The following is a 19942-nucleotide window of genomic DNA, read 5'->3' on the forward strand; positions in this document are numbered from 1 at the left end:
GCAAAGATCGCTCGCCTGGCCGTTCGCCGGCCGGTGCCGGAGCCGGAGGAGGTGCCGGTGCCGGTGAGCGAGGCGCCGGGGCTCGAGTGCCGGATGCGCAGGTCTCCGGCGGTGGAATCGCCGGGCGGTCGCGGCGTCCGGTGAGGCGGGTGCGGCAGGACTTCGGTTACATGACCTGTATACCGACCGGGTGCGGAGCGGTCGCAAGACGCGGAGGCGGAGTGAGCGGCCATGGGTGAGATCGCCGAGGAGGCCGGCCGTGTGCACCGGGAGGTCGGCACACGCCGCGTGGGGTCGGACGAGGCCGGCACGGTGCTGTTGCGGCGCACTTTCGACGCCCCTGCCGCCGATGTCTGGGGGGCGGTGACCTCTCCGGAGCGCATCGCCCGGTGGTTCCTCCCGGTGACGGGTGACCTCCGGGCCGGCGGGAGCTATCAGCTGGAGGGCAACGCGGGCGGCGAGATCCTCGAGTGCGTCCCCCCTGGGCGGCTGCGTGTGTCCTGGCTGTTCGGCCCCGACCCCGGATTCAGTGAGGTCGAGGTGCGCCTGGCGCCGGAGGGCGGCGACCGGACGGTGTTCGAGCTGGAGCACGCGTCCGTCATCCCGGAGGAGTTCCGGAGTCAGTTCGGGCCCGGCGCGGTCGGTGTCGGCTGGGACCTTGCACTTCTGGGGCTCGGATGGCACCTGGCGGGCGGCGGGATCGACCCGGAGGAGGCGGTGGAGTGGCACACCTCCCCCGAGGCGAAGGCCTTCGTGGCCCGCTCGGGTGAGGAGTGGGGGCGGGCGTTCGCCGCTTCAGGAGCGGATCCGGAGACCGTGACCGCGACGACGGTGGCCACGATCGCGTTCTACACGGGGTCGTAGACCCGGCGACACGGGTGCGGGGCGGCGTTCCCGGCGCACGGCGGCGCCGTGCGTGTGCCGCGGCGGCGCGGACCTGCGGGCCGCTCCCGCCGGTCGCGCCCCGCCGGAGCCGACGGGAGTGGCACCCGGTCGGCCCGGCGCCCACGCTCGGCGTCCCCGGGGGCACGTCAGTCGCGGTCGGCCTGCTCCGAGCGGGCCGCGTTGCGCTCCTTGATGCGTGCCGCCTCCTCGCGGACCTCGGCCTGGGTGGCGCGTTCCTTCTGCAGCCACTCGGGCCCGTCCTGCTTCAGGGCGTCGATCTGCTCCGTGGTGAGGGGCTCCGTGACCCCGCCGCGGGCGAGGCCGGCGATGGAGACGCCCAGCTTCGAGGCGACCACCGGCCGGGGGTGCGGACCGTTGCGGCGCAGCTCCTGCAGCCACTCCGGCGGGTCGGACTGCAGCGCGTTCAGCTCGGCGCGCGAGACGACGCCCTCCTGGAACTCGGCGGGGGTGGCTTCGAGGTACACACCCAGCTTCTTCGCCGCTGTGGCGGGCTTCATCGTCTGGGTGGTCTGGTGCGACGTCATGGTGTCCAGGGTATCGAGCATGTGCGCCGCCTCCGACCACGGCCGGTAACCTGGCGGAGTGACAGGCTCGGAAGCACCTTCGTCGTTCCGGCTCGCCTACGTCCCGGGCGTGACCCCGACCAAGTGGGTCCGGATCTGGAACGAGCGGCTGCCCGGTACCCCGCTGACCCTCGTCGGCGTACCCGCCGCCGAGGCCGCCGGCCTGCTGCGCGACGGTGGCGCGGACGCCGGTTTCGTGCGGCTGCCCATCGACCGTACGGACCTCAGCGCGATCCCCCTGTACACCGAGACCACCGTCGTCGTCGTCCCCAAGGACCACGCGGCGACGGCCGTCGAGGAGATGTCGGCCGAGGACCTGGCCGAGGAGATCGTGCTGCATCCCCTCGACGACACCCTCGGCTGGGAGCGCCCGCCGGGCCGGCCCGCGCTCGAGCGGCCCGCCACCACGGCGGACGCCGTCGAGCTGGTGGCGGCCGGCGTGGGCCTGCTCGTCGTCCCGCAGTCACTGGCCCGGCTGAACCACCGCAAGGACCTCACCTACCGGCCGCTGGCCGGCGCCCCCGAGTCACGGATCGCCCTCGCGTGGCCGGAGGAGAAGACCACCGACCTGGTCGAGGAGTTCATCGGGATCGTCCGCGGGCGGACCGTCAACAGCACCCGCGGCCGCGCCCCGACGCCGCCGCAGCCGAAGGCCAGGCGCGCCGAGAAGAAGAGCGGCGCACCGCGCAAGCCGGCACCGGGCAAGACCTCCCGGGGCGGCTCCGGCGGCGCCAAGAACCCCAAGGGCGGCGCCAAGCGCGGAAAGCCCCGCCGCCGGCCGTAGCGGGTGGGCCGTGCCCTACCCGTAGTACTTCGGAGCTACGCGCCAGGTGCCCTCCCGGGCGGGACGCCGACCACAGGGGTCGCTCCATAACTTCGGTACCGGATTCAACGAGAACCATCCGGTACGGAAGGACATCCCATGGCGTCCCGCCCATGGAGCAGCCGCGCGCGGCGCGCCCTGCTCGCCTCCCTCGTCACCGCGTCGGTGGCGCTGCCGGTGTCGGGGGCGGCCCGCCCCGCCGCCGTTCCGGCCCCCGCTCCGGCCGCCCTCGCCCCGCTGGGCACGGCGGAATCCTCGGTCCTGGAGGCCAGGTACGCCGCCGGCCGGGAGGAGATCCGGGCGGCGCGTGACATGGCCGCCCGCCACGGCGACCGTCGACGGGCCGCAGCGCTCACGGCCATGGCGGGGCCGGGGCGCACCTTCCTGATGTTCGACGGGCGCGACGGCGGACGCAGCGCGGAGGTGTTCGGGGATCTGTCCCGCGCCGGACGTATCGCCGTCCTGGTGCCGGGGGCGGGTGTCGACCTCGATCACTACTGGCGCCTACGGCGTGACGCCGACGCGCTCCTGGACGAGCTGGGCAGCGGGTCCGCCGTCATCGCCTGGCTCGGCTACCGGACGCCTGCCACGCTGGGCCCGTCGTCGCTGACGGCGGGACGGGCCGGCGAAGCGGCGCCTCGGCTCAGGGCGTTCGTCCGGGAGCTGGGCGGGGCCGTGCCCGCCGCCCGGGTCTCCCTCCTCTGCCACTCCTACGGTTCCGTGGTCTGCGCCCGGGCCGCGTCCGGCCTCGAAGTGGCGGACGTCGTGCTGTACGGGAGCCCCGGCACCGGTGCCGGGAGCGCGGCCGGTCTGCGGACCCGCGCCACGGTGCGGGCGGGCCTGGGCGGGGACGACTGGATAGCCCTGGTCCCGCACACGGCTCTCCCCCTGCCGTTCGTCACGGTCGGGTTCGGGGCGGACCCGACGGCGCCGGAGTTCGGAGCCGAGGTGTTCGACGCGGGCGACGCCGGACACAGCGACTACCTGAGACCCGGGTCCGTCTCGCTCCGCAGCATCGCCGGGATCGTGGCGGGAACGGCTGGGACCCGTCATGGGTGACCTCGTGCGGCGCATCGATGTACGTCCCCTCGTGCGGCGGATCGATGAGGCGACGCCCCGGGACCGCGACCGCGCCGTCGACGCCCTGCGCGCCTTCGCCATCCTGGGCGTGGTGTGCGGCCACTGGCTGGTCACCGCGCTGGTCACCGACAGCGGCACGGTGCGCGGCGCGAGTCCGCTCCAGCACATGCCCCGGCTCGCTCCCGTCTCCTGGGTGTTCCAGACGCTCGCCCTCTTCTTCCTGGTGGGTGGCCAGGTGGGCGCGCAGGGCTACGCCTCCGCCCGGGCCAGGGGCGAGTCCTACGGGTTCTGGCTGAGGGTCCGGATGGGCAGGCTGTTCCGTCCGGTCGCCGTCGTGACCGCCGTGTGGGCCGTGGCGGCCGGCGTGATGCTGGCCTCGGGTGTGGACGAGGGGTCGGTGCGCGTGCTGGCCGGACTGGTGTGGTCGCCGTTGTGGTTCCTGCTGGTGTTCGCGGCACTGACCGCGGCGACCCCGCTGGTGGCCCGGCTGCACCCGCTGTGGCCGCTCGCCGTCGTCCTGTACGTCGACCTGTTCCGGCTGGGGTTCGACGGCCCGGCCGGACTGGGCTGGATCAACGTGGCCGCGGGCTGGCTGGTCCCCTACTGCCTGGGCGCGGCCTGGGCGCGGGGCGGCCTGCGCGACCGCCGGACCGGATGGGTGCTGCTGACCGGAGGCGCGGCGGCCACGGCCGGGCTGGTGCTGCTCGCCGGATATCCCGCCTCCATGGTCGGGGTGCCGGGCGGTGCCCTGTCCAACCTCGACCCGCCGACGCTCGCCGCCGTCACCTTCGGCCTCGCCCAGTGCGGGGCGGCCCTGCTGCTGCTCGGACGCCTGCGGCGGGTGCTCACGCGGCCCGCGGTGTGGGCGGCGGTGGCTCTGCTGAACCTCTCCGCGATGACCGTCTTCCTGTGGCACCAGACCGCGATGATCGTGGTCACGTCGACCGCCCTGTTCCTGAACGGCCCTCTCGCCGGACTGCACACGGTCCCCGACGGCCCCGGCTGGGTGTTCGCCCGGCTGGCCTGGCTCCCGGTGTTCGCCCTGGTGCTGCTGGTGTGCCAGGCCGCGTTCGGGGCGTACGAGCAGCGGGGCGCGGGGAGTTCGACCGTCGTACGGTCGGGTTCCCCTGCCCGGGCGCCGGAGTCGCGCCGTGTCTAAGCTGAGCGGCATGACGGGGGCTGGGGGGCGGATCGCGGCGGCTCTGCGCGGGCTGCCGCGCATGCTGCGCGAGGATCTGTGGACCGCTCCCGTCGATCCGGTGCCGCCCATGGGTGCGCCCGGATCGCCGGTCTGGCGGCCCGCCTTCGGGATGTTGCTGACACTCGTGGTGACGGTCCTCGGCGTCTGGCACGTGCCCGACCTGGTCCCGCACGGCGCCGCGGTACCCGAGTACGTGGTGCTCCTCGTCGTCAGCCAGGCCCTGGCACTGCTCACGGGGATGTGGCACCCCCTGTACGCGTGGTGGGCATCGCTGGCCCTGATGGTCGTCAGTGTGCGGATCACGGCGTACGCCATGACGCCTGGCGAACTGTATCCGTGGACCGGCCCCGAGATCGCGCTGCAGGGCACCGCCCTGTTCCTGCTGGCACTCCGCGTGCGTCCACGCCGGGCGGGTCTCGCGCTCGTGCTGAGCCTGCTGGCGGGGCTGTCGGCCGGCTCCACCACCAGGCCCCACCACTACTCCCTGTATGTCGCCGCACTGGTCCTGTTCACGGCCGTGGTGATCGGTGCCGCCCTGCGCGCCCTGCGCGTGGCCCGCACGGAGCTGGTCGAGCAGTCCGAGCTCACGGAGGAGGAGCGGGCCCGGCGCACCCTCCTGGAGGAGCGCAACCGGATCGCGCGCGAGCTGCACGACGTGGTCGCCCACCACATGTCGGTGATCTCCATCCAGGCGCAGGTCGCACCGCACCTGGTCGAGAACCCGTCGGACGAGCTCAGGGAGAACCTCACCGGTATACGGGAGAACGCCGTGGAGGCGCTGGCCGAGCTGCGCCGGGTGCTCGGGGTGCTGCGCTCGGAGGACGCGGTGGCGGACGGGCTGCGGCACGCCCCGCAGCCGACCCTGGAACGGCTGGACGAACTGATCGGCAAGGTCCGGAGCGCGGGCATCACCGTCACGGCGGAGACCACGGGCCGGCGCCGCCCGCTGCCGCCGGGGGTGGAGCTGTCGGCCTTCCGCATCGTGCAGGAGGCGCTGAGCAACGTACTGCGGCACGCCCCGGGGGCGAGGGCCCGGGTGCAGGTCGGCTACCACTCCGCCGCCGTCACCGTCCGGGTCACCAACACCGCCCCGGCGTCGCCCGGCCGGAGCACGGGCGGCGGGGGCCACGGGCTGCTCGGCATGCGCGAACGGACCGCCATGCTGGGCGGCGACCTCACCCACGGCCCCACCCCCGGCGGGGGTTTCGAAGTAGTGGCGACACTCCCCCTGGAGGAACTCTCATGACCATCCGCGTGCTGATCGCCGACGACCAGATGATGGTCCGCCAGGGCTTCACGGTGCTGCTGAACGCCGAGCCCGGCATCGAGGTCGTCGGTCAGGCGGTGGACGGTGTGGACGCACTGGAGAAGACGGCCGAACTCGACCCCGACGTCGTCCTGATGGACATACGGATGCCCCGCCTCGGCGGCATAGACGCCACGCGCCGCATCACCGGGGCACCCGGGGCGACCGCCCGGGTTCTCGTCCTGACCACCTTCGACCTCGACGAGTACGTGTACGAGGCGCTGCGCTCGGGCGCCTCCGGCTTCCTGCTGAAGGACGCCTCGGCCGACGAACTCGCCCAGGCGGTGCGGGTGGTGGCGGCCGGTGACGCGCTGCTCGCCCCTCACATCACCAAGCGCCTGATCGCCGAGTTCTCCCGGGTGAGCGCCGGGCCACGCCCTCCCGACAGGGGGCGCGTCGGTGACCTGACGGAACGTGAGACGGAAGTGCTGTCCCTCATCGCGCAGGGCCTGTCGAACGCGGAGATCGCGGCCCACCTCGTGGTCGCGGAGCAGACCGTGAAGACCCATGTGAGCCGGATCCTCGTGAAGCTGGGCCTGCGCGACCGGACCCAGGCCGCGGTGTACGCGTACGAGTCCGGGCTGGTGCGCCCGGCCGGCTACTGACCGGGGCTCACAGGGCCCCGTACACCGCGTCGATCAGCGCCATCTTGCGCGGGTCGTCGGCGATGTCCGGGCCCATGCGGTTCATGACGTAGCCGAGTGCGATCCCGGACTCCGGGTCGGCGAGTCCGCAGGAACCGCCCGCCCCGTCGTGGCCGACGGCCCGCGGGTTGGGACCGTACGAGGCATTCGGGCCGCTCAGCCAGAGGCCGAGACCCAGCTCGGTCTCGTGGGCGAAGCCCGCACCCAGCACCAGGTCCCGGCAGCTGCCCTGCCCCTCGCGGACCCGTTCGGCGGCCTCCTCGGACAGGATCCGCCGGCCGCCGAGGCTGCCCCGGCCGGCGAGGATCCCGTAGAGGGAGGCGACCGCGCGGGCGGTGCCGTGGCCGTTGGCGGCGGGAATCTCGGCGGCACGCCACTCCGGGGTGTTGGCGGCGGCGGTGCCCGTGCCGGGGTTGAGCAGGGAGGCGATGGCCAGCGGCTCCATGGTGGCGAAGAGCGCGGCCTGTTGCCGGGATACGTCCTTCGGCTGGACGAGCTCGGCCACCCGGCCGGCGTCCTTCTCCGGGAGGCCGACGGTGAAGTCGATGCCGAGCGGTCCGGTGATCTCCTGCCGCAGGAACTCCCCGGGCAGCAGTCCGGTGATCCGGCGGACGACCTCGCCGACGAGGAAGCCGTACGAGATCGCGTGGTAGCCGGAGCGGGTGCCCGGCTCCCACCAGGGCTCGGTGGCCGCCAGCCGGGCCGTGGTCAGCTCCCAGTCGTAGAGCTCGGCCAGGGTGTGCGGATCGCGCAGGCCCGCGACCCCCGAGCGGTGCGACAGCAGATGGCGCACGCGCACGGATTCCTTGCCGGCTGCGGCGAATTCGGGCCAGTACGCGGCAACCGGGGCGTCCAGCTCCAGAAGACCGCGGTCGACGAGGAGGTGGGCGCAGAGCGCGGTCGGGCCCTTCGTCGTGGACCAGACGTTGACCACGGTGTCCCGCTCCCAGGCACGGGTCCGCCCCCCGTCCGCCCAGCCGCCCCAGAGGTCCACCACGGTGCGGCCGTCGAGCAGGACGGTGACCGCCGCGCCCAGCTCGTCGCGCTCGGCGAAGTTCGCCGCGAACGCGTCGCGCACCGCGGCGAACCGGTCGTCACAGTGGCCTTGGATCTGCGGCACGGGTCTCTCTCCTCGTCTCGGTGCCACGCACCATACCGACTGGTCGGACTGGCGGGAAGACGCCGGGCGTGAGGTTCCTGCGGCCGGGTGATCAGCTCAGCGCGGAACCGCTTCGATGCTGAGGCTCCAGCGGCCGGGCAGTCCGGTGATGGTCACGGTGGAGAGCGGGCGGACGTCGATGTTCCAGTACGCCGACGGCGGGGCGTTGATGGCGTACACCAGGGCCGCGCGGACGACGGCGGGTTCGGCCACGGCGACGAGGGCGCCGTCGCGGACCGGGCGGGTGTCGAGCCAGCCGCCGATCCGGGATATGAAGGCGAGCAGGGATTCGCCGCCGTGCGGGGCGGAGCTCGGATCCGCGAGCCAGGTGTCGACACCGGCCGGCTCACGGGCGGCCACCTCGGACAGGGTCATGCCCCTCCACCGGCCCATGTCGCAGTCGCGCAGCGCCGGCTGGAGGAGCGGGGCGAAGCCGAGGGCGTCACCCGTGGCGCGGCTGCGCGGGGCGGGCGAGCAGTAGCGCAGCTCGGCGGCGCCGAGCCCCACCAGCGTATGGGCGGCGAGCTGGACCTCACGCCAGCCGGCGTGGTCGAGCGGCCGGTCGTCGTCGAACCGCTCGGCGAGGAGGGCGGAGCTGCGTGCTGCGGCGACCAGAGACACCCGAACGCTCATGCGAGCGATCGTGGGGCCGGGCGCCTCGCCGGTCAAGAGGGCCGTCGGCGGCGCCCGTGCGTCCGTGCCTCAGCCCAGCTGGAGGGCCATCCACATGTCCGGTTCGGCGAGCGGGGTGAAGCCCAGCTTGGCGTAGACCCCGTGGGCGTCCTTGGTGGCGAGCAGGAACCTGCGCACCCCCAGCGGCGCCAGCTCGTCACGGACGGCGGTGACGAGCCGGGTGCCGAGGCCGTTGCCGCGGCTCGCGCGGTCGACGTACACGTCGCATATCCATGCGAAGGAGGCGCGGTCGGTGATCACGCGCGCGTAGGCGGCCTGCCGGCCCGAGATCCGGTCGTAGGCACCGAAGTTGAGCGAGCCGGCGATCATCCGGTCCTGCTGCTCCCGGGTGCGCCCCATGGCCCAGTAGGCGTCCGTGGACAACCATGCGTGGATGCGGGCCGCGTCGAGGCGCGCGGGATCGCCGGAAACCGTGTAGCGCTGCGCGGAGGTGTCGTCGTCCTTCATCCGGGGAGGCTATCGCGCTGCGTCCGCAGCTCGTCGACGGCGATGCGCAGCCTGCGGACCCCCTCGGTGATCTCGGCGGGACCCGAGACGGCCGCGAAGCTCAGCCGGACGTGGCCGGCGGGTGGTTCGGCGCAGTGGTACGGACGGCCGGGCGCGACGGCGACGCCGGCCCGCAGGGCGGCGGAGACCAGGGACGACTCGCCGGCTGCCGGGCCCGGGAGCCGGAGCCAGATGCTGCCACCACCCGACGGCACGTGCGGCAGCGCGAGTTCGGGGAGCCGGGCGCGGACCGCCCCCGTCATCTCGGTGCGACGGCTGCCGAGTTCGGCGGCCACCGTACGGAGATGGCGCTCCCAGGCGGGGGAGCCCACGAGTTCGAGCGCGGCCTCCTGGACCGGGCGCGGCACGAAGAAGCTGTCGACGACCTGGATGGCGCGCAGCCGCTCCAGGACGGGGCCGCGTGCGGCCAGCGCACCGACGCGGAGGCTGGGCGACGTGATCTTGGTGAGGGATCGCACGTGGACGACGACACCGTCCGGGTCGTGGGCCGCGAGGGGCTCGGGCAGCGGACCGGTGTCCGCGTGGACGAGCCGGCGGGCGAAATCGTCCTCGACGACGAAGGCGCCGGCCCGCCGGGCCGCCCTCACGATCCGCTCGCGCCGCTCGGGCGCCAGGATCACGCCTGTGGGGTTCTGGAAGAGCGGCTGGCAGACGAAGACCTTCGCGCCGGTGGTGCGGAACGCGGCTTCCAGCAGATCGGGCCGCACCCCGTCGGCGTCCATCGGTACGGGGACCGGTCGCAGACCGGTGGCGCGGGCGGCGGCCAGCATGCCCGGATAGGTAGGGGACTCGACGAGCACGGGGGCTCCCGGCGGGGCGAGCGCACGGAGCGCCGTGGCCAGGGCGCTCTGCCCTCCCGCCGTGATCAGGACGTCGGACTCCGCGAGCGTGCCCCCGATCTCCCGGGCGAACCAGGCGCGCAGCTCGGCGAGCCCGTCGGTGGGGGGCCTGCCCCACGCTCCCGGCCGGCGTCCGGCCCGGGCCAGCGCGGCGGCCAGCGCCCGCTCGGGCTGGAGGCCGGGGTGGAGGTAGCCGCCGTTGAACTCGATGACCCCGGGGGGCGGTGCGGCGAGGGTGACGAGGACACCCGAGGCGTCGACGGTGCGCGGCACGACCTCGGGTCCGGCGTCCCCGCTGAGCGAGACCTCCTGCCAGGAGGTGTCTCCCGGCGCGGGTGCGACGGCACGGGTCCCGGCCCGGAAGGCCCCGGAGCCGGGGCGGGTGACGACCAGGCCTTCGGCGGCGAGTTGCGCGACGGCGCGGGAGACCGTCACCGGACTGACCTTGAACCGTTCGACGAGTGCCCGGCTGGACGGCAGCTTTCCACCCGGAGAGTAGCGGTCGAGCTCCGCCCGGAGGGAAGTGACCAGTTCGAACACACTGCTACGCTCATGCATGACAGCTCACGATAGCGCTACTGAACCGACTGCGATAGCGGTGAACGGCGACCGGCCCCTCGTGCGCCGCGGCCCCGGGAACGGCGTCGTGCTCGCCGGGCTCGGAGTCCTCGCCTTCTCGCTGACCTTTCCCTCGACGGTGTGGGGCCTGGAGAGCTTCGGCCCCTGGTCCCTGGTCGCACTGCGCAGCGTGCTGGCGGCACTGATCGCGGGATGCGCGCTGCTCGCCGGCCGTGTCCCGTTGCCCGCGCGCCGCCACTGGGCCGGTCTCGCGGTCGTCGCGGGCGGTGTGGTCGTGGGATTCCCCCTGCTGACCTCACTGGCCCTGCAGACCTCCACGAGCTCGCACGCGGCCGTCGTGGTGGGGCTGTTGCCGCTGACGACCGCGCTCTTCTCGGCTCTGCGCACCGGCTCACGCCCGCCGCGCGCCTTCTGGGTCGCGGCTCTCGCCGGCGCGGCGGTGGTGATCGCCTTCACGGTGCAGCAGAGCGGTGGAAGGCTCTCCGGCGGCGATCTCTACCTGTTCGGAGCGCTCCTGGTGTGCGCGGCGGGATACACCGAGGGTGGCCGGCTGGCCGGGGTGATGCCGGGCTGGCAGGTGATCGGCTGGGCCCTCGTCCTCTGCCTGCCGCTCGCCGTGGCCGGTGCGGCGGTGGCGCTGCCCTTCGAGCCGGTGCGCCTCACGACGCACGGGGTCGTCGGGCTGGTCTGGGTGGCCGCCGGGTCGACCTTCCTCGGGCTGTACGTCTGGTACCGGGGCATGGCGGAGATCGGGGTCCCCCGGGCCAGCCAGCTCCAACTGGCGCAGCCGCTGCTCACTCTGGTGTGGTCCTTCCTCGCCCTGGGCGAGGAGGTGTCCCCGGCCGCCCCGGTGGCGGCGGTGGCCGTCCTGGTCTGCATCGCCGTCACCCAGCGCGCGGGGAGCCGCGGCGAGCGCCGCAGGGGAGCCGACGTGCTCGTCCGGTCATAGACTTGTCGACATGGACCGCCACCCGTGAGGAGGTCACTCCCGATGGAGGCACACGCCGGCGACCGGCTGCTGACACACGGCAGGACCGTGGGGCAGCACGACCGGGTCGCAGAGATCATCGAGGTACTCGGCGACGGGGGCAGTCCCCCGTACCGTCTGCGCTTCGAGGACGGGCACGAATCGATCAGGTCCCCGGGTCCCGACAGCGTCGTCCAGCACACCGCCCCGGAGGACCGGAACCGGTAGAGCGCGCGTGCGCCGGGGGCACGAGTGGTTCCCGGCGCACGCGTCCCGCACGACGGCAGGGCCGCCGCGGCGGCCGGATCAGCGAGGCGTGCGGGCCCTGACCTGGTAGTGGTCGGCCACCACCCGCGCCATGGCCCCGATGCGGTCGGCCTTCACGTGCTTGGCGGAGAAGTAGACGTGGCCGCCCACCTCCGGATGGCCGGCGGCCAGGTCGAGGTGCCGGGAGAGTTCCGCCGGGTCCTGCCAGGCCGCGGGCTGGGCGGGGTCACCGGCCTTGTAGAGCGCCTCGCCGACGTAGAGGCCGACGCCGGTGCCCCGCACCGTCTCCGCCCACCACGGCAGGAGCTTCGCGTAGTCGGCCGCGGAGAACCCGATGTTCCAGTAGATCTGCGGGCAGATGTAGTCGATCCAGCCTTCCTTCACCCACTTCCGGGTGTCGGCGTGCAGGTCGTCGTACGTCTGCACACCGGCCGCGGTGTCGGAGCCCAGCGGATCGGTCTTCGCGTTGCGCCACACCGCGAAGGGGCTGATCCCGAACCGGACGCCACTTCTGACCGCCTTGATGCGTTCGGCCGTCTCGCGCACCAGCCGGTCGGTGTTGTCGCGGCGCCAGGCCGCTTTGGTTGCGAAGGCCCCGCCGTACTGCTCGTAGGCTGCGTCGTCGTCGAAGACCTGGCCCGCCACCGGGTAGGGGTAGAAGTAGTCGTCCCAGTGCACCGCGTCGACGGCGTAGCGGCTGACCGCGTCGAGCATCGCGTCCTGGACGAACTTCCTGACCTCGGGCAGCCCCGGGTTGTAGTAGAGCTTCCCGCCGTACGGCAGGACCCAGTCCGGGTGCAGCCGGGCGGGGTGGGAGGCGACGAGACGCGAGGGGTCCGTGTGGTTCGCGACCCGGTAGGGGTTGAACCACGCGTGCAGTTCCAGCCCGCGGGCGTGCGCCTCGCGCACCGCCGTACCCAGCGGGTCCCAGCCCGGGTCCTTGCCCTGGACACCGGTGAGGCACTGGGCCCACGGCTCGTACGAGGACGGCCACAGGGCGTCCGCGCTCGGCCTGACCTGGAGGACCACGGCATTGAGCCGCAGGGCGACCGCCCGGTCCAGATGGGCGATGAGTTCCGCCTCCTGGGCCGCAGCGCTCAGGCCTGGCGCCGAGGGCCAGTCCAGGTTGGCCACCGTGGCGATCCACACACCGCGCAGCTCGGCCGGGACGGCTCCGCGACCCCGGCGCCGAGGGGGATCCGGCCGTCGCGCCGCGACGGCGTCACCCGCTGTCATCAGCGCGGCCGCCACGCTCGCCGCGCCCATCACCAAAGACCTCCGGCCCATACGACGCATCTGTGTACCTTTCGTCTGTCTGTTCCCGTGTGTCACGTCGGCAGTGCGTGACGCAGATCATGCCCGCCCCGGGATCTCCCGACCCGCGGCCCACCGGATGGGCGTCGCGGAGTAACGTCGTGGGGTCGAGGCGGGCACCGGAATCAAACGGGAACTGCCGCACGAAGATCAGCGAAAGGCACGAGGTGACGGACTCTATGGCCGACATTGCACGCGTCGGAGTGGTGGGCTGTGGCCAAATGGGCGCAGGCATCGCGGAGGTGTGCGCCCGTAGCGGCCTCGATGTCATGGTGGCCGAGACCACCGGCGAGGCCCTGGAGATAGGGCGCACCCGGCTCCACAACTCACTCTCGAAGGCCGCCGAACGCGGCAAGATCACCCCGGAGGAACGGGACGAGACCCTCGGCCGCCTCAGCTTCACCACCGACCTCGGCGAGTTCGCGGACCGCGATCTCGTGATCGAGGCCGTCGTGGAGAACGAGCAGGTCAAGACCGAGATCTTCCAGGTGCTCGATCAGGTCGTGACCCGGCCGGACGCGATCCTGGCCTCGAACACCTCCTCCATCCCGCTGGTCAAGCTGGCCGTGGCGACCTCCCGGCCGGACCAGGTCATCGGAATCCACTTCTTCAACCCGGCCCCCGTGCAGCGGCTCGTCGAGCTGATCCCCGCGCTCACGACGTCCGACGAGACCATAAAGCGTGCCGAAGCCGTCGTGCAGAACGTGCTCGACAAGCACGCGATCCGCGCCCAGGACCGGTCGGGCTTCGTCGTCAACGCCCTGCTCATCCCGTATCTGCTCTCGGCGATCCGGATGTTCGAGTCGGGCATCGCCAGCCGCGAGGACATCGACAACGGCATGGAGATGGGCTGCGCCCACCCGATGGGGCCGCTCAAGCTCGCCGACCTGATCGGCCTGGACACCGTGGCCTCGGTCGCCGACTCGATGTACGCGGAGTACAAGGAGCCGCTGTACGCCGCTCCCCCGCTGCTCCAGCGGATGGTGGACGCGGGCCGGCTCGGCCGGAAGACAGGCTCGGGGTTCTACCCCTACGAGTGACCCGCTTCTCCGGTGCGGCGGGGCGGACGGACCGACCCGTCCGCCCCGCCGCACCGGCATGTGGCGTCACCCCAGCTGCATGTGATGGAGCAGCAGCAGTCCGGCCGCCATGTTGGCCGCCGGGATCTCACCGCGCGCGACCATGTCCGGCACGAGTTTGAGCGGGACCCACTCGCGGCGGGAGGACTCGAAGTCGTCCGCCGGATGACCGGTGTACGTCGCCTCCCGTGACCAGAAGAGATGGTGCCGGGCGTCGACGAGACCGTTGGCCGGTTCCACCGTCATCAGCGGGCGGAGCTCGCCCGGGCGCCAGCCGGTCTCCTCCTCCATCTCCCGGGCCGCCGCCGCGGCGACGTCCTCACCGTCCTCGACCACGCCGGCGGCCAGCTCCCACCCCCAGCTGCCGGTGATGAACCGGTGCCGCCACAGGAGCAGCACCTCGTTGGCCTCGTTGACCACGGTCGCCGCGGCGACGGCCCGGAGCCGGATGAGGTAGTGGTCCAGATGCCGGCCGTCGGGGAGAAGCACATCCGCCAGATTGACCCGGAACCACGGATTCTCGTACACAGTCTGTTCGTTTAAGTTCGTCCACTGCACAGTTCTGCCACCTTCCGACTGGTCGATGGCAATATCGGAGCAGGGTCCGTCTCGCAGGGGAACGCGCGGAGGCTCCTGGGGCGAGGCTCACAGGGGCACGCGCAGCGCCCCGTCGATCAGGCGGGCCGCCGCCGCGGCGTCGGCACTGCCGCTCGCGGCCAGATGCTCCCGTACGGAGCGCATCCGGCCCCGGAGCCGCCGGGATTCCATGCCCCGGGCGCGTTCCGCCATTTCCGAGGCCGTGCACGCCGCCCTGTCCGCCTCTCCCTGGAGCAGTTCGAGCTGGGTGAGCATGGCGAGCCGGTGCACGGTCCCGCGATCGTGCGCCGGGGAGCGTACGGCCGCCGCCGCGTGCTCCCGGGCACCGGGCAGGTCCCCGAGCCGCAGCAGCGCCTCCGCCACCTGGACGTTGACGAGACCCGGCTGGACGTATCCCGTCTCGTCCGGTTCGCCTCCGCTCCGGATGCGGCCGGCCTCGGTCTCGGCTCGCCGGATGCACTCCAGGGCGCTGCGGTGGTCGCCGAGCTGGGCGTAGGCCTTGGCCTGCATCGCGTGCAGATCGGTGGCCAGGGCCGGGGTGATGTGCGGGCCCGCCGCCCGTAGGGCGGCCTCGGCGAAGGCGACGGACCGGCGGAATTCGGCCAGGTACAGCGACTGGTTCACGAGGAGCGCGATCACATAGCCGCCGAGCCCACGGTCCCCGCTGGCCTTGGCGAGGCGCAGGGCCTGATGGAAGTAGCGCTGGGCGAGTCCGTGGGCGTCGGAGTCGTAGGCGCAGATGCCCGCGACGGCCACCAGCCCGGCGGTCGCGCGGTGGAGCTGACGGCCCGTGGCGTCGCTGTACCCGCCGCGCAGAAGCGGTGCGGTCTCGGCGTTGAGGAAGCCGACGATGCGGGACCTGGTCGCGATGCCGCCCGCCTTCCGGTACATCTGCTCGTAGTGCGCGCGGGCCGCTCGGAGCATCGCTATGTCCGCCATGCTCACGCGGGAGGGCCCGGGCCGGGAGACGTCACCGTCCTCGGGAGGGTTCTCCCACTCCCAGACCGGCATCACGGCTGTCGTACCCGTGACGGCGGGTGCGGTGACGAGGTGCGGACGCTGCTGTTCGTCGGAGCGCCACAAGGTGGTCGCACGCTCGACGAACCCGGAGAGGCCGGCGCCCTGGGCCGCCGTGTGCACCCCGTCGGTCCCCATGCCGATGTCGTCGAGCGTGACCGGCCGGTCCAGTCGGACCGCGAGGACATCGCAGATCAGGTCCGGGACCTGCCCCCGCGGGCGCTGGCCCTTCAGCCAGCGGGCGACCGCCGTGTGTTCGTAGCGCAGGCACAGCCCGCGGGCGCGGCCGGCCTGGTTGACGTGGCCGGCGAGCCCGGCACGGGACACACCCGCCTCGTCGATCAGGGATTCGAGCAGGACGTTGGGCTCCATTGCCCCCCCATGTGCGCGTCGCAATGAGCCTAGTGCAGCACGATTCACACGGGGTGTGAAAGGAATGCCCGAACCGTCCTGCTGTGCGCTCTGCCGCGCCGGGGCACCGCTCGCTTGAATGAGTGCCTCGCAAGAGGCGGCCGGGTCGTCGGCTCCCCCTCGTAACAGTTCGACGACCCGCCCCGCGCCGTTCGTTCTGCCGGCCTGCCCGACACTCCGTGGCAGGACGGGCGGCGCCGGGCCGTACAGCCCACTGCCCCGATGACAGGAGGGTCCCTGTGCGGCCCCCGGGCCGTCCGGCGAGAACAAAGGGGCGTATCCGGTGGCCGGATACGCCCCTTCTCACCGCCTGGACGACTACGCGCCGCGCAGCACCGCGCCCGTGCGCTCGGTGGCCAGGGCGACCGCGGTGTCGCGGGCCGCCGAGGCCTCCTCCACGGTCAGCGTGCGGTCCGGGGCGCGGAACCGCAGCGCGTACGCCAGGGACTTCCTGCCCTCCCCGATCTGCTCCCCGGTGAAGACGTCGAACAGCCGCAGCGATTCGAGCAGCTCGCCGGCGCCTTCGCGGAGCGCCTTCTCCACGGCGTCGGCGGGCACGTCCGAGGCGACGACGAGCGCGACGTCCTGGGTCGCCACCGGGAAGGTGGAGATCCGGGGCGCCTGGAGCGCACCGTCGACGGCCTGCTCCAGGACGTCGAGCTCGACCTCCATGGCGCAGGTCCGCTCGGGCAGGTGGAGCTCCTTGACGACGCGGGGGTGCAGTTCGCCCGCGTGTCCGAAGAGGGTCTCCTCGCCGCCGACCGTGACGTACAGCGCGGCGCAGCGGCCGGGGTGCCACGGCGCGTGCCGGTCGGCGCGGACCGTCACCTCGACGCCCGCCTCACGGGCGATGGAGCGAGCCGCCTCGACGGAGTCCGCCCAGTCGGCGGGGCGGCCCTTGCCCCACCAGCCGGCCTGCTCACGGGCGCCCGCGAGGACGACCGCGACGCGGCGCGGCTGACGCGGGAGCGCCGCGTCCAGTCCGGCGATCTCCTCGTCGGTGGGACGGCGGTCGACGGGCAGGCGCACGGCCTTGGTCTCCTCGCCGGTGGGCCTGAAGACCAGGCCCGTCTCGAAGAGCGCCAGGTCGTGGCTGCCGCGGCCGTCGTTGCGCCGCAGTGCGCCGAGCAGGCCCGGCAGCAGCGTGGTGCGCAGAGCGGGCTCCTCGTCGGAGAGCGGATTGACGAGGGTGACCGTACGACGGCGGGCGTCCTCCTTCTCCAGACCGAGCTGGTCGAGGACGGCCTCGCCGATGAACGGGTAGCTGAGCGACTCGACGTAGCCGGCGCCGGCGAGGGCACGGCCGATGCGGCGGTGCAGCCGCTGGCGGTCGGTGAGCCCGCGTCCGGAGGGCGGCGTCGGCAGGGTGGACGGGAGGTTCTCGTACCCCTCCAGCCGGATGACCTCTTCGGCCAGGTCGTTCGGCTCGGCGAGGTCGGGGCGCCACGACGGCACGGTGACGATCAGCTCGTCCTGCCCGTAGACGTCGCAGCCGACCTGCTGGAGACGGCGTACGACGGTCTCGCGGCCGTAGGCGACACCGGCCACCCGGTCCGGGTGGTTCGCCGGCATCGCGATGGTGCGGGGTGCGGACGGGGCGGAGATCTCCGTGACGCCGGCCTCGGCCGTGCCGCCCGCGAGGAGGACCAGCAGGTCCACCGTGCGCTGCGCGGCAGCGGCGGCGGCCTTGGGGTCGACACCGCGCTCGAAGCGCTTGGACGCCTCGGAGCTCAGCTTGTGGCGGCGCGCGGTCCGGGCGATGGCGATCGGGTCGAAGTGCGCGGCCTCGATGACGACCTCGGTGGTCCCGGCGTCCTCGGCGACATCGGCGATCTCGGTGTCGGCGCCGCCCATGACGCCCGCGAGGCCGATCGGCCCGCGGTCGTCGGTGATGACCAGGTCCTGGGCGTCCAGGACACGCTTGGCACCGTCGAGCGTGGTGAGCTTCTCGCCCTGCTCGGCGCGGCGCACCCCGATCGTCCCCTCGACACGGGTGCGGTCGTAGGCGTGCAGGGGCTGGCCGAGCTCCAGCATCACGTAGTTGGTGATGTCGACGGCCAGCGAGACCGTGCGCATCCCGGCCTTCTGCAGCCTGCGCTGCATCCAGATCGGGGAGCGCGCCTCGGGCCGCAGGCCGGTGACCGTCCGTGCGGTGAAGTTGCTGCATCCGAACGGGTCGGACACCTTCACCGGGTAGCCGTGCGCGTTGGGCGGGGGCACGTCCAGGAGCGCCGGGTCGCGCAGCGGCAGCCCGTACGCGATGGCGGTCTCGCGGGCCACGCCACGCATCGAGAGGCAGTAGCCCCGGTCGGGCGTGACGGCGATGTCGAGGACCTCGTCGACGAGCTCCAGGAGCTCGATCGCGTCGGTACCGGGCTCGAACTCCGGCGGCAGCACGATGATGCCGTGGGTGCCGTCGTCGCCCATGCCGAGCTCGTCGGTCGAGCAGATCATGCCGTGCGAGGTCTTGCCGTACGTCTTGCGCGCGGCGATCGCGAAGTCACCGGGCAGCACGGCGCCGGGGAGGACCACGACGACCTTGTCACCGACGGAGAAGTTACGGGCGCCGCAGACGATCTCCTGCGGTTCACCGGTGCCGTTCGCCGTGCCGACGTCGACGGTGCAGAAGCGGATGGGCTTCTTGAAGCCCTCCAGCTCCTCGATCGTCAGGACCTGTCCGACGACCAGCGGGCCCTTGAGGCCGGCGCCGGTCTGCTCGACGGTCTCGACCTCGAGGCCCACGGAGACGAGCTTGGCCTGTACGTCTCGGCCGGTCTCCGTCGCCGGCAGGTCGACGTATTCCCGCAGCCAGGAAAGCGGGACGCGCATCAGATCTCCATCCCGAACGGCCGGGTGAACCGGACGTCGCCCTCGACCATGTCTCGCATGTCCTCGACGTTGTGGCGGAACATCAGCATCCGCTCGATACCGAATCCGAAGGCGAATCCGCTGTACTTCTCGGGGTCCACGCCGCAGGCGACGAGCACCTTCGGATTGACCATGCCGCAGCCGCCGAGCTCGATCCAGCCCTCGCTGCCGCAGGTGCGGCAGGGGCGGTCCGGGTTGCCGACGGACTCGCCGCGGCAGACGTAGCAGACCATGTCCATCTCGGCGGACGGCTCGGTGAACGGGAAGAAGTTCGGCCGCAGCCGGGTCTTCATGTCCGGGCCGAAGAGTGCCTGGACCATGTGGTCGAGGGTGCCCTTGAGGTCGGCCATCGTCAGGCCCTCGTCGACGGCCAGCAGCTCGATCTGGTGGAAGACCGGGGTGTGCGTGGCGTCGAGTTCGTCGGTGCGGTAGACCCGGCCGGGGCAGACCACGTAGACGGGGGGCTTACGGCTGAGCAGCGAGCGTGCCTGGACGGGCGAGGTGTGTGTGCGGAGCACGACACCGGACTCGTCGCCCTTGGCACCGTCGGCGCCCTGCACGAAGAAGGTGTCCTGCATCTGCCGCGCCGGGTGGTCCGGCACGAAGTTCAGGGCGTCGAAGTTGAACCACTCCGCCTCGACCTCGGGGCCCTCGGCGATCTCGTAGCCCATGGCGACGAAGACGTCGGCGACGCGCTCCATGATGGTCGTCAGCGGGTGGCGCGCACCGGCCGGGGTGCGGTCGTAGGGCAGGGTGACGTCCACCGCCTCCTCGACCAGCACACGGGCGTCACGCTCGGCCTCCAGCTCGGCCTGGCGGGCGGCCAGCGCCTTGGAGACGGCGCCGCGGGCCTGGCCCACGCGCTTGCCCGCCTCGGCCTTGGCCTGCGGCGGCAGGGCGCCGATCTCGCGGTTGGCGAGCGACAGGGGCGAGGTACCACCGGTGTGCGCGGTCTTCGCCTGGGCGAGCGCGTCGAGGTCGCCCGCGGCGGCGAAGGCGGCGAACGCCTCGTCCCGCATGCGCTCGATCTCTTCCGGTTTCAGTGCCTCGACCTCGACTGGGTCGTACGACTTGTTCGGTGCCGACATCTCTTCCCGTGCTTCCGATTGGCTGGTGGCGACC

Annotated in this window: 19 protein-coding genes; 9 read left to right on the forward strand and 10 right to left on the reverse strand. The window is 72.9% G+C overall.

Features of this window, described 5'->3' with window-relative positions:
• Positions 1-231 precede the first annotated feature (231 nt).
• Complete coding sequence (locus OO67_RS27945) at positions 232-864, forward strand: SRPBCC family protein (RefSeq protein ID WP_033304443.1); 633 nt, start codon at positions 232-234, stop codon at positions 862-864.
• Between the two features lie 167 nt (positions 865-1031).
• On the opposite strand, the gene OO67_RS27950 is transcribed toward OO67_RS27945, so the two are convergent.
• The gene (locus OO67_RS27950; RefSeq protein ID WP_033304692.1) at positions 1032-1430 is read right to left on the reverse strand and encodes a DUF5997 family protein; all 399 of its coding nucleotides are present in this window, start codon (positions 1428-1430) and stop codon (positions 1032-1034) included.
• A gap of 58 nt (positions 1431-1488) precedes the next feature.
• Between OO67_RS27950 and OO67_RS27955 the strand changes: the two genes are divergently transcribed.
• From OO67_RS27955 to OO67_RS27975, 5 genes are all read left to right on the forward strand, one after another.
• Positions 1489-2253 carry a LysR family substrate-binding domain-containing protein gene (locus OO67_RS27955; RefSeq protein ID WP_033304445.1) on the forward strand — a complete coding sequence of 255 codons (765 nt, stop codon included), beginning with the start codon at positions 1489-1491 and terminating at the stop codon, positions 2251-2253.
• Positions 2254-2391: 138 nt separating this feature from the next.
• Entirely contained in the window at positions 2392-3351 is a 960-nt protein-coding gene (locus OO67_RS27960; RefSeq protein WP_033304447.1) for an alpha/beta hydrolase, read from the forward strand.
• Positions 3344-4531, forward strand: a complete 1188-nt coding sequence (locus OO67_RS27965; RefSeq protein WP_033304449.1) for an acyltransferase family protein — start codon at positions 3344-3346, stop codon at positions 4529-4531. The genes OO67_RS27960 and OO67_RS27965 overlap by 8 nt, the downstream gene beginning before the upstream one ends.
• A gap of 10 nt (positions 4532-4541) precedes the next feature.
• A complete protein-coding gene (locus OO67_RS27970) occupies positions 4542-5819 on the forward strand; it encodes a sensor histidine kinase (RefSeq protein WP_033304450.1) in 1278 nt (425 codons plus the stop codon).
• The gene (locus tag OO67_RS27975) at positions 5816-6484 is read left to right on the forward strand and encodes a response regulator (protein ID WP_033304452.1); all 669 of its coding nucleotides are present in this window, start codon (positions 5816-5818) and stop codon (positions 6482-6484) included. The genes OO67_RS27970 and OO67_RS27975 overlap by 4 nt, the downstream gene beginning before the upstream one ends.
• 7 nt (positions 6485-6491) lie before the next feature.
• On the opposite strand, the gene OO67_RS27980 is transcribed toward OO67_RS27975, so the two are convergent.
• From OO67_RS27980 to OO67_RS27995, 4 genes are all read right to left on the reverse strand, one after another.
• Entirely contained in the window at positions 6492-7643 is a 1152-nt protein-coding gene (locus OO67_RS27980) for an EstA family serine hydrolase (protein WP_033304454.1), read from the reverse strand.
• Positions 7644-7739: 96 nt separating this feature from the next.
• On the reverse strand, positions 7740-8315 hold the full coding sequence (locus tag OO67_RS27985; RefSeq protein ID WP_033304456.1) for a histidine phosphatase family protein: 576 nt from the start codon (positions 8313-8315) through the stop codon (positions 7740-7742).
• A 69-nt stretch (positions 8316-8384) separates the two neighbouring features.
• Complete coding sequence (locus tag OO67_RS27990) at positions 8385-8822, reverse strand: GNAT family N-acetyltransferase (protein ID WP_033304458.1); 438 nt, start codon at positions 8820-8822, stop codon at positions 8385-8387.
• Complete coding sequence (locus tag OO67_RS27995; RefSeq protein ID WP_208861092.1) at positions 8819-10279, reverse strand: aminotransferase-like domain-containing protein; 1461 nt, start codon at positions 10277-10279, stop codon at positions 8819-8821. Before OO67_RS27995 ends, OO67_RS27990 begins: the two co-directional genes overlap by 4 nt.
• Here OO67_RS27995 and OO67_RS28000 point away from each other — a divergent pair.
• Entirely contained in the window at positions 10278-11249 is a 972-nt protein-coding gene (locus OO67_RS28000; protein ID WP_033304460.1) for a DMT family transporter, read from the forward strand. The two genes, OO67_RS27995 and OO67_RS28000, sit on opposite strands and share 2 nt — an antisense overlap.
• A 42-nt stretch (positions 11250-11291) precedes the next feature.
• Positions 11292-11495, forward strand: coding sequence for a DUF1918 domain-containing protein (locus tag OO67_RS28005; RefSeq protein ID WP_033304462.1), 204 nt, complete (start codon positions 11292-11294; stop codon positions 11493-11495).
• Positions 11496-11573: 78 nt separating this feature from the next.
• Here OO67_RS28005 and OO67_RS28010 read toward each other — a convergent pair whose 3' ends face one another.
• Complete coding sequence (locus tag OO67_RS28010) at positions 11574-12830, reverse strand: glycoside hydrolase family 10-like protein (protein ID WP_078598316.1); 1257 nt, start codon at positions 12828-12830, stop codon at positions 11574-11576.
• A gap of 197 nt (positions 12831-13027) precedes the next feature.
• On the opposite strand from OO67_RS28010, the gene OO67_RS28015 reads away from it, so the two are divergent.
• A complete protein-coding gene (locus OO67_RS28015; RefSeq protein ID WP_063746174.1) occupies positions 13028-13888 on the forward strand; it encodes a 3-hydroxybutyryl-CoA dehydrogenase in 861 nt (286 codons plus the stop codon).
• A gap of 66 nt (positions 13889-13954) precedes the next feature.
• On the opposite strand, the gene OO67_RS28020 is transcribed toward OO67_RS28015, so the two are convergent.
• From OO67_RS28020 to pheS, 4 genes are all read right to left on the reverse strand, one after another.
• Positions 13955-14485, reverse strand: a complete 531-nt coding sequence (locus OO67_RS28020) for an NUDIX domain-containing protein (protein WP_033304467.1) — start codon at positions 14483-14485, stop codon at positions 13955-13957.
• An 87-nt stretch (positions 14486-14572) separates the two neighbouring features.
• Positions 14573-15913, reverse strand: a complete 1341-nt coding sequence (locus tag OO67_RS28025) for an NsdA family TPR-like regulatory protein (protein WP_033304468.1) — start codon at positions 15911-15913, stop codon at positions 14573-14575.
• Between the two features lie 357 nt (positions 15914-16270).
• Entirely contained in the window at positions 16271-18781 is a 2511-nt protein-coding gene (pheT, locus tag OO67_RS28030) for a phenylalanine--tRNA ligase subunit beta (protein ID WP_033304470.1), read from the reverse strand.
• Positions 18781-19908 (reverse strand): phenylalanine--tRNA ligase subunit alpha, encoded by a 1128-nt coding sequence (pheS, locus tag OO67_RS28035; RefSeq protein ID WP_033304472.1) that lies wholly within the window; start codon positions 19906-19908, stop codon positions 18781-18783. The genes pheT and pheS overlap by 1 nt, the downstream gene beginning before the upstream one ends.
• Positions 19909-19942 lie beyond the last annotated feature (34 nt).

Origin of the sequence: Streptomyces atroolivaceus, from assembly GCF_000717025.1 — a bacterium.
Classification (GTDB): Bacteria; Actinomycetota; Actinomycetes; order Streptomycetales; family Streptomycetaceae; genus Streptomyces; species Streptomyces atroolivaceus.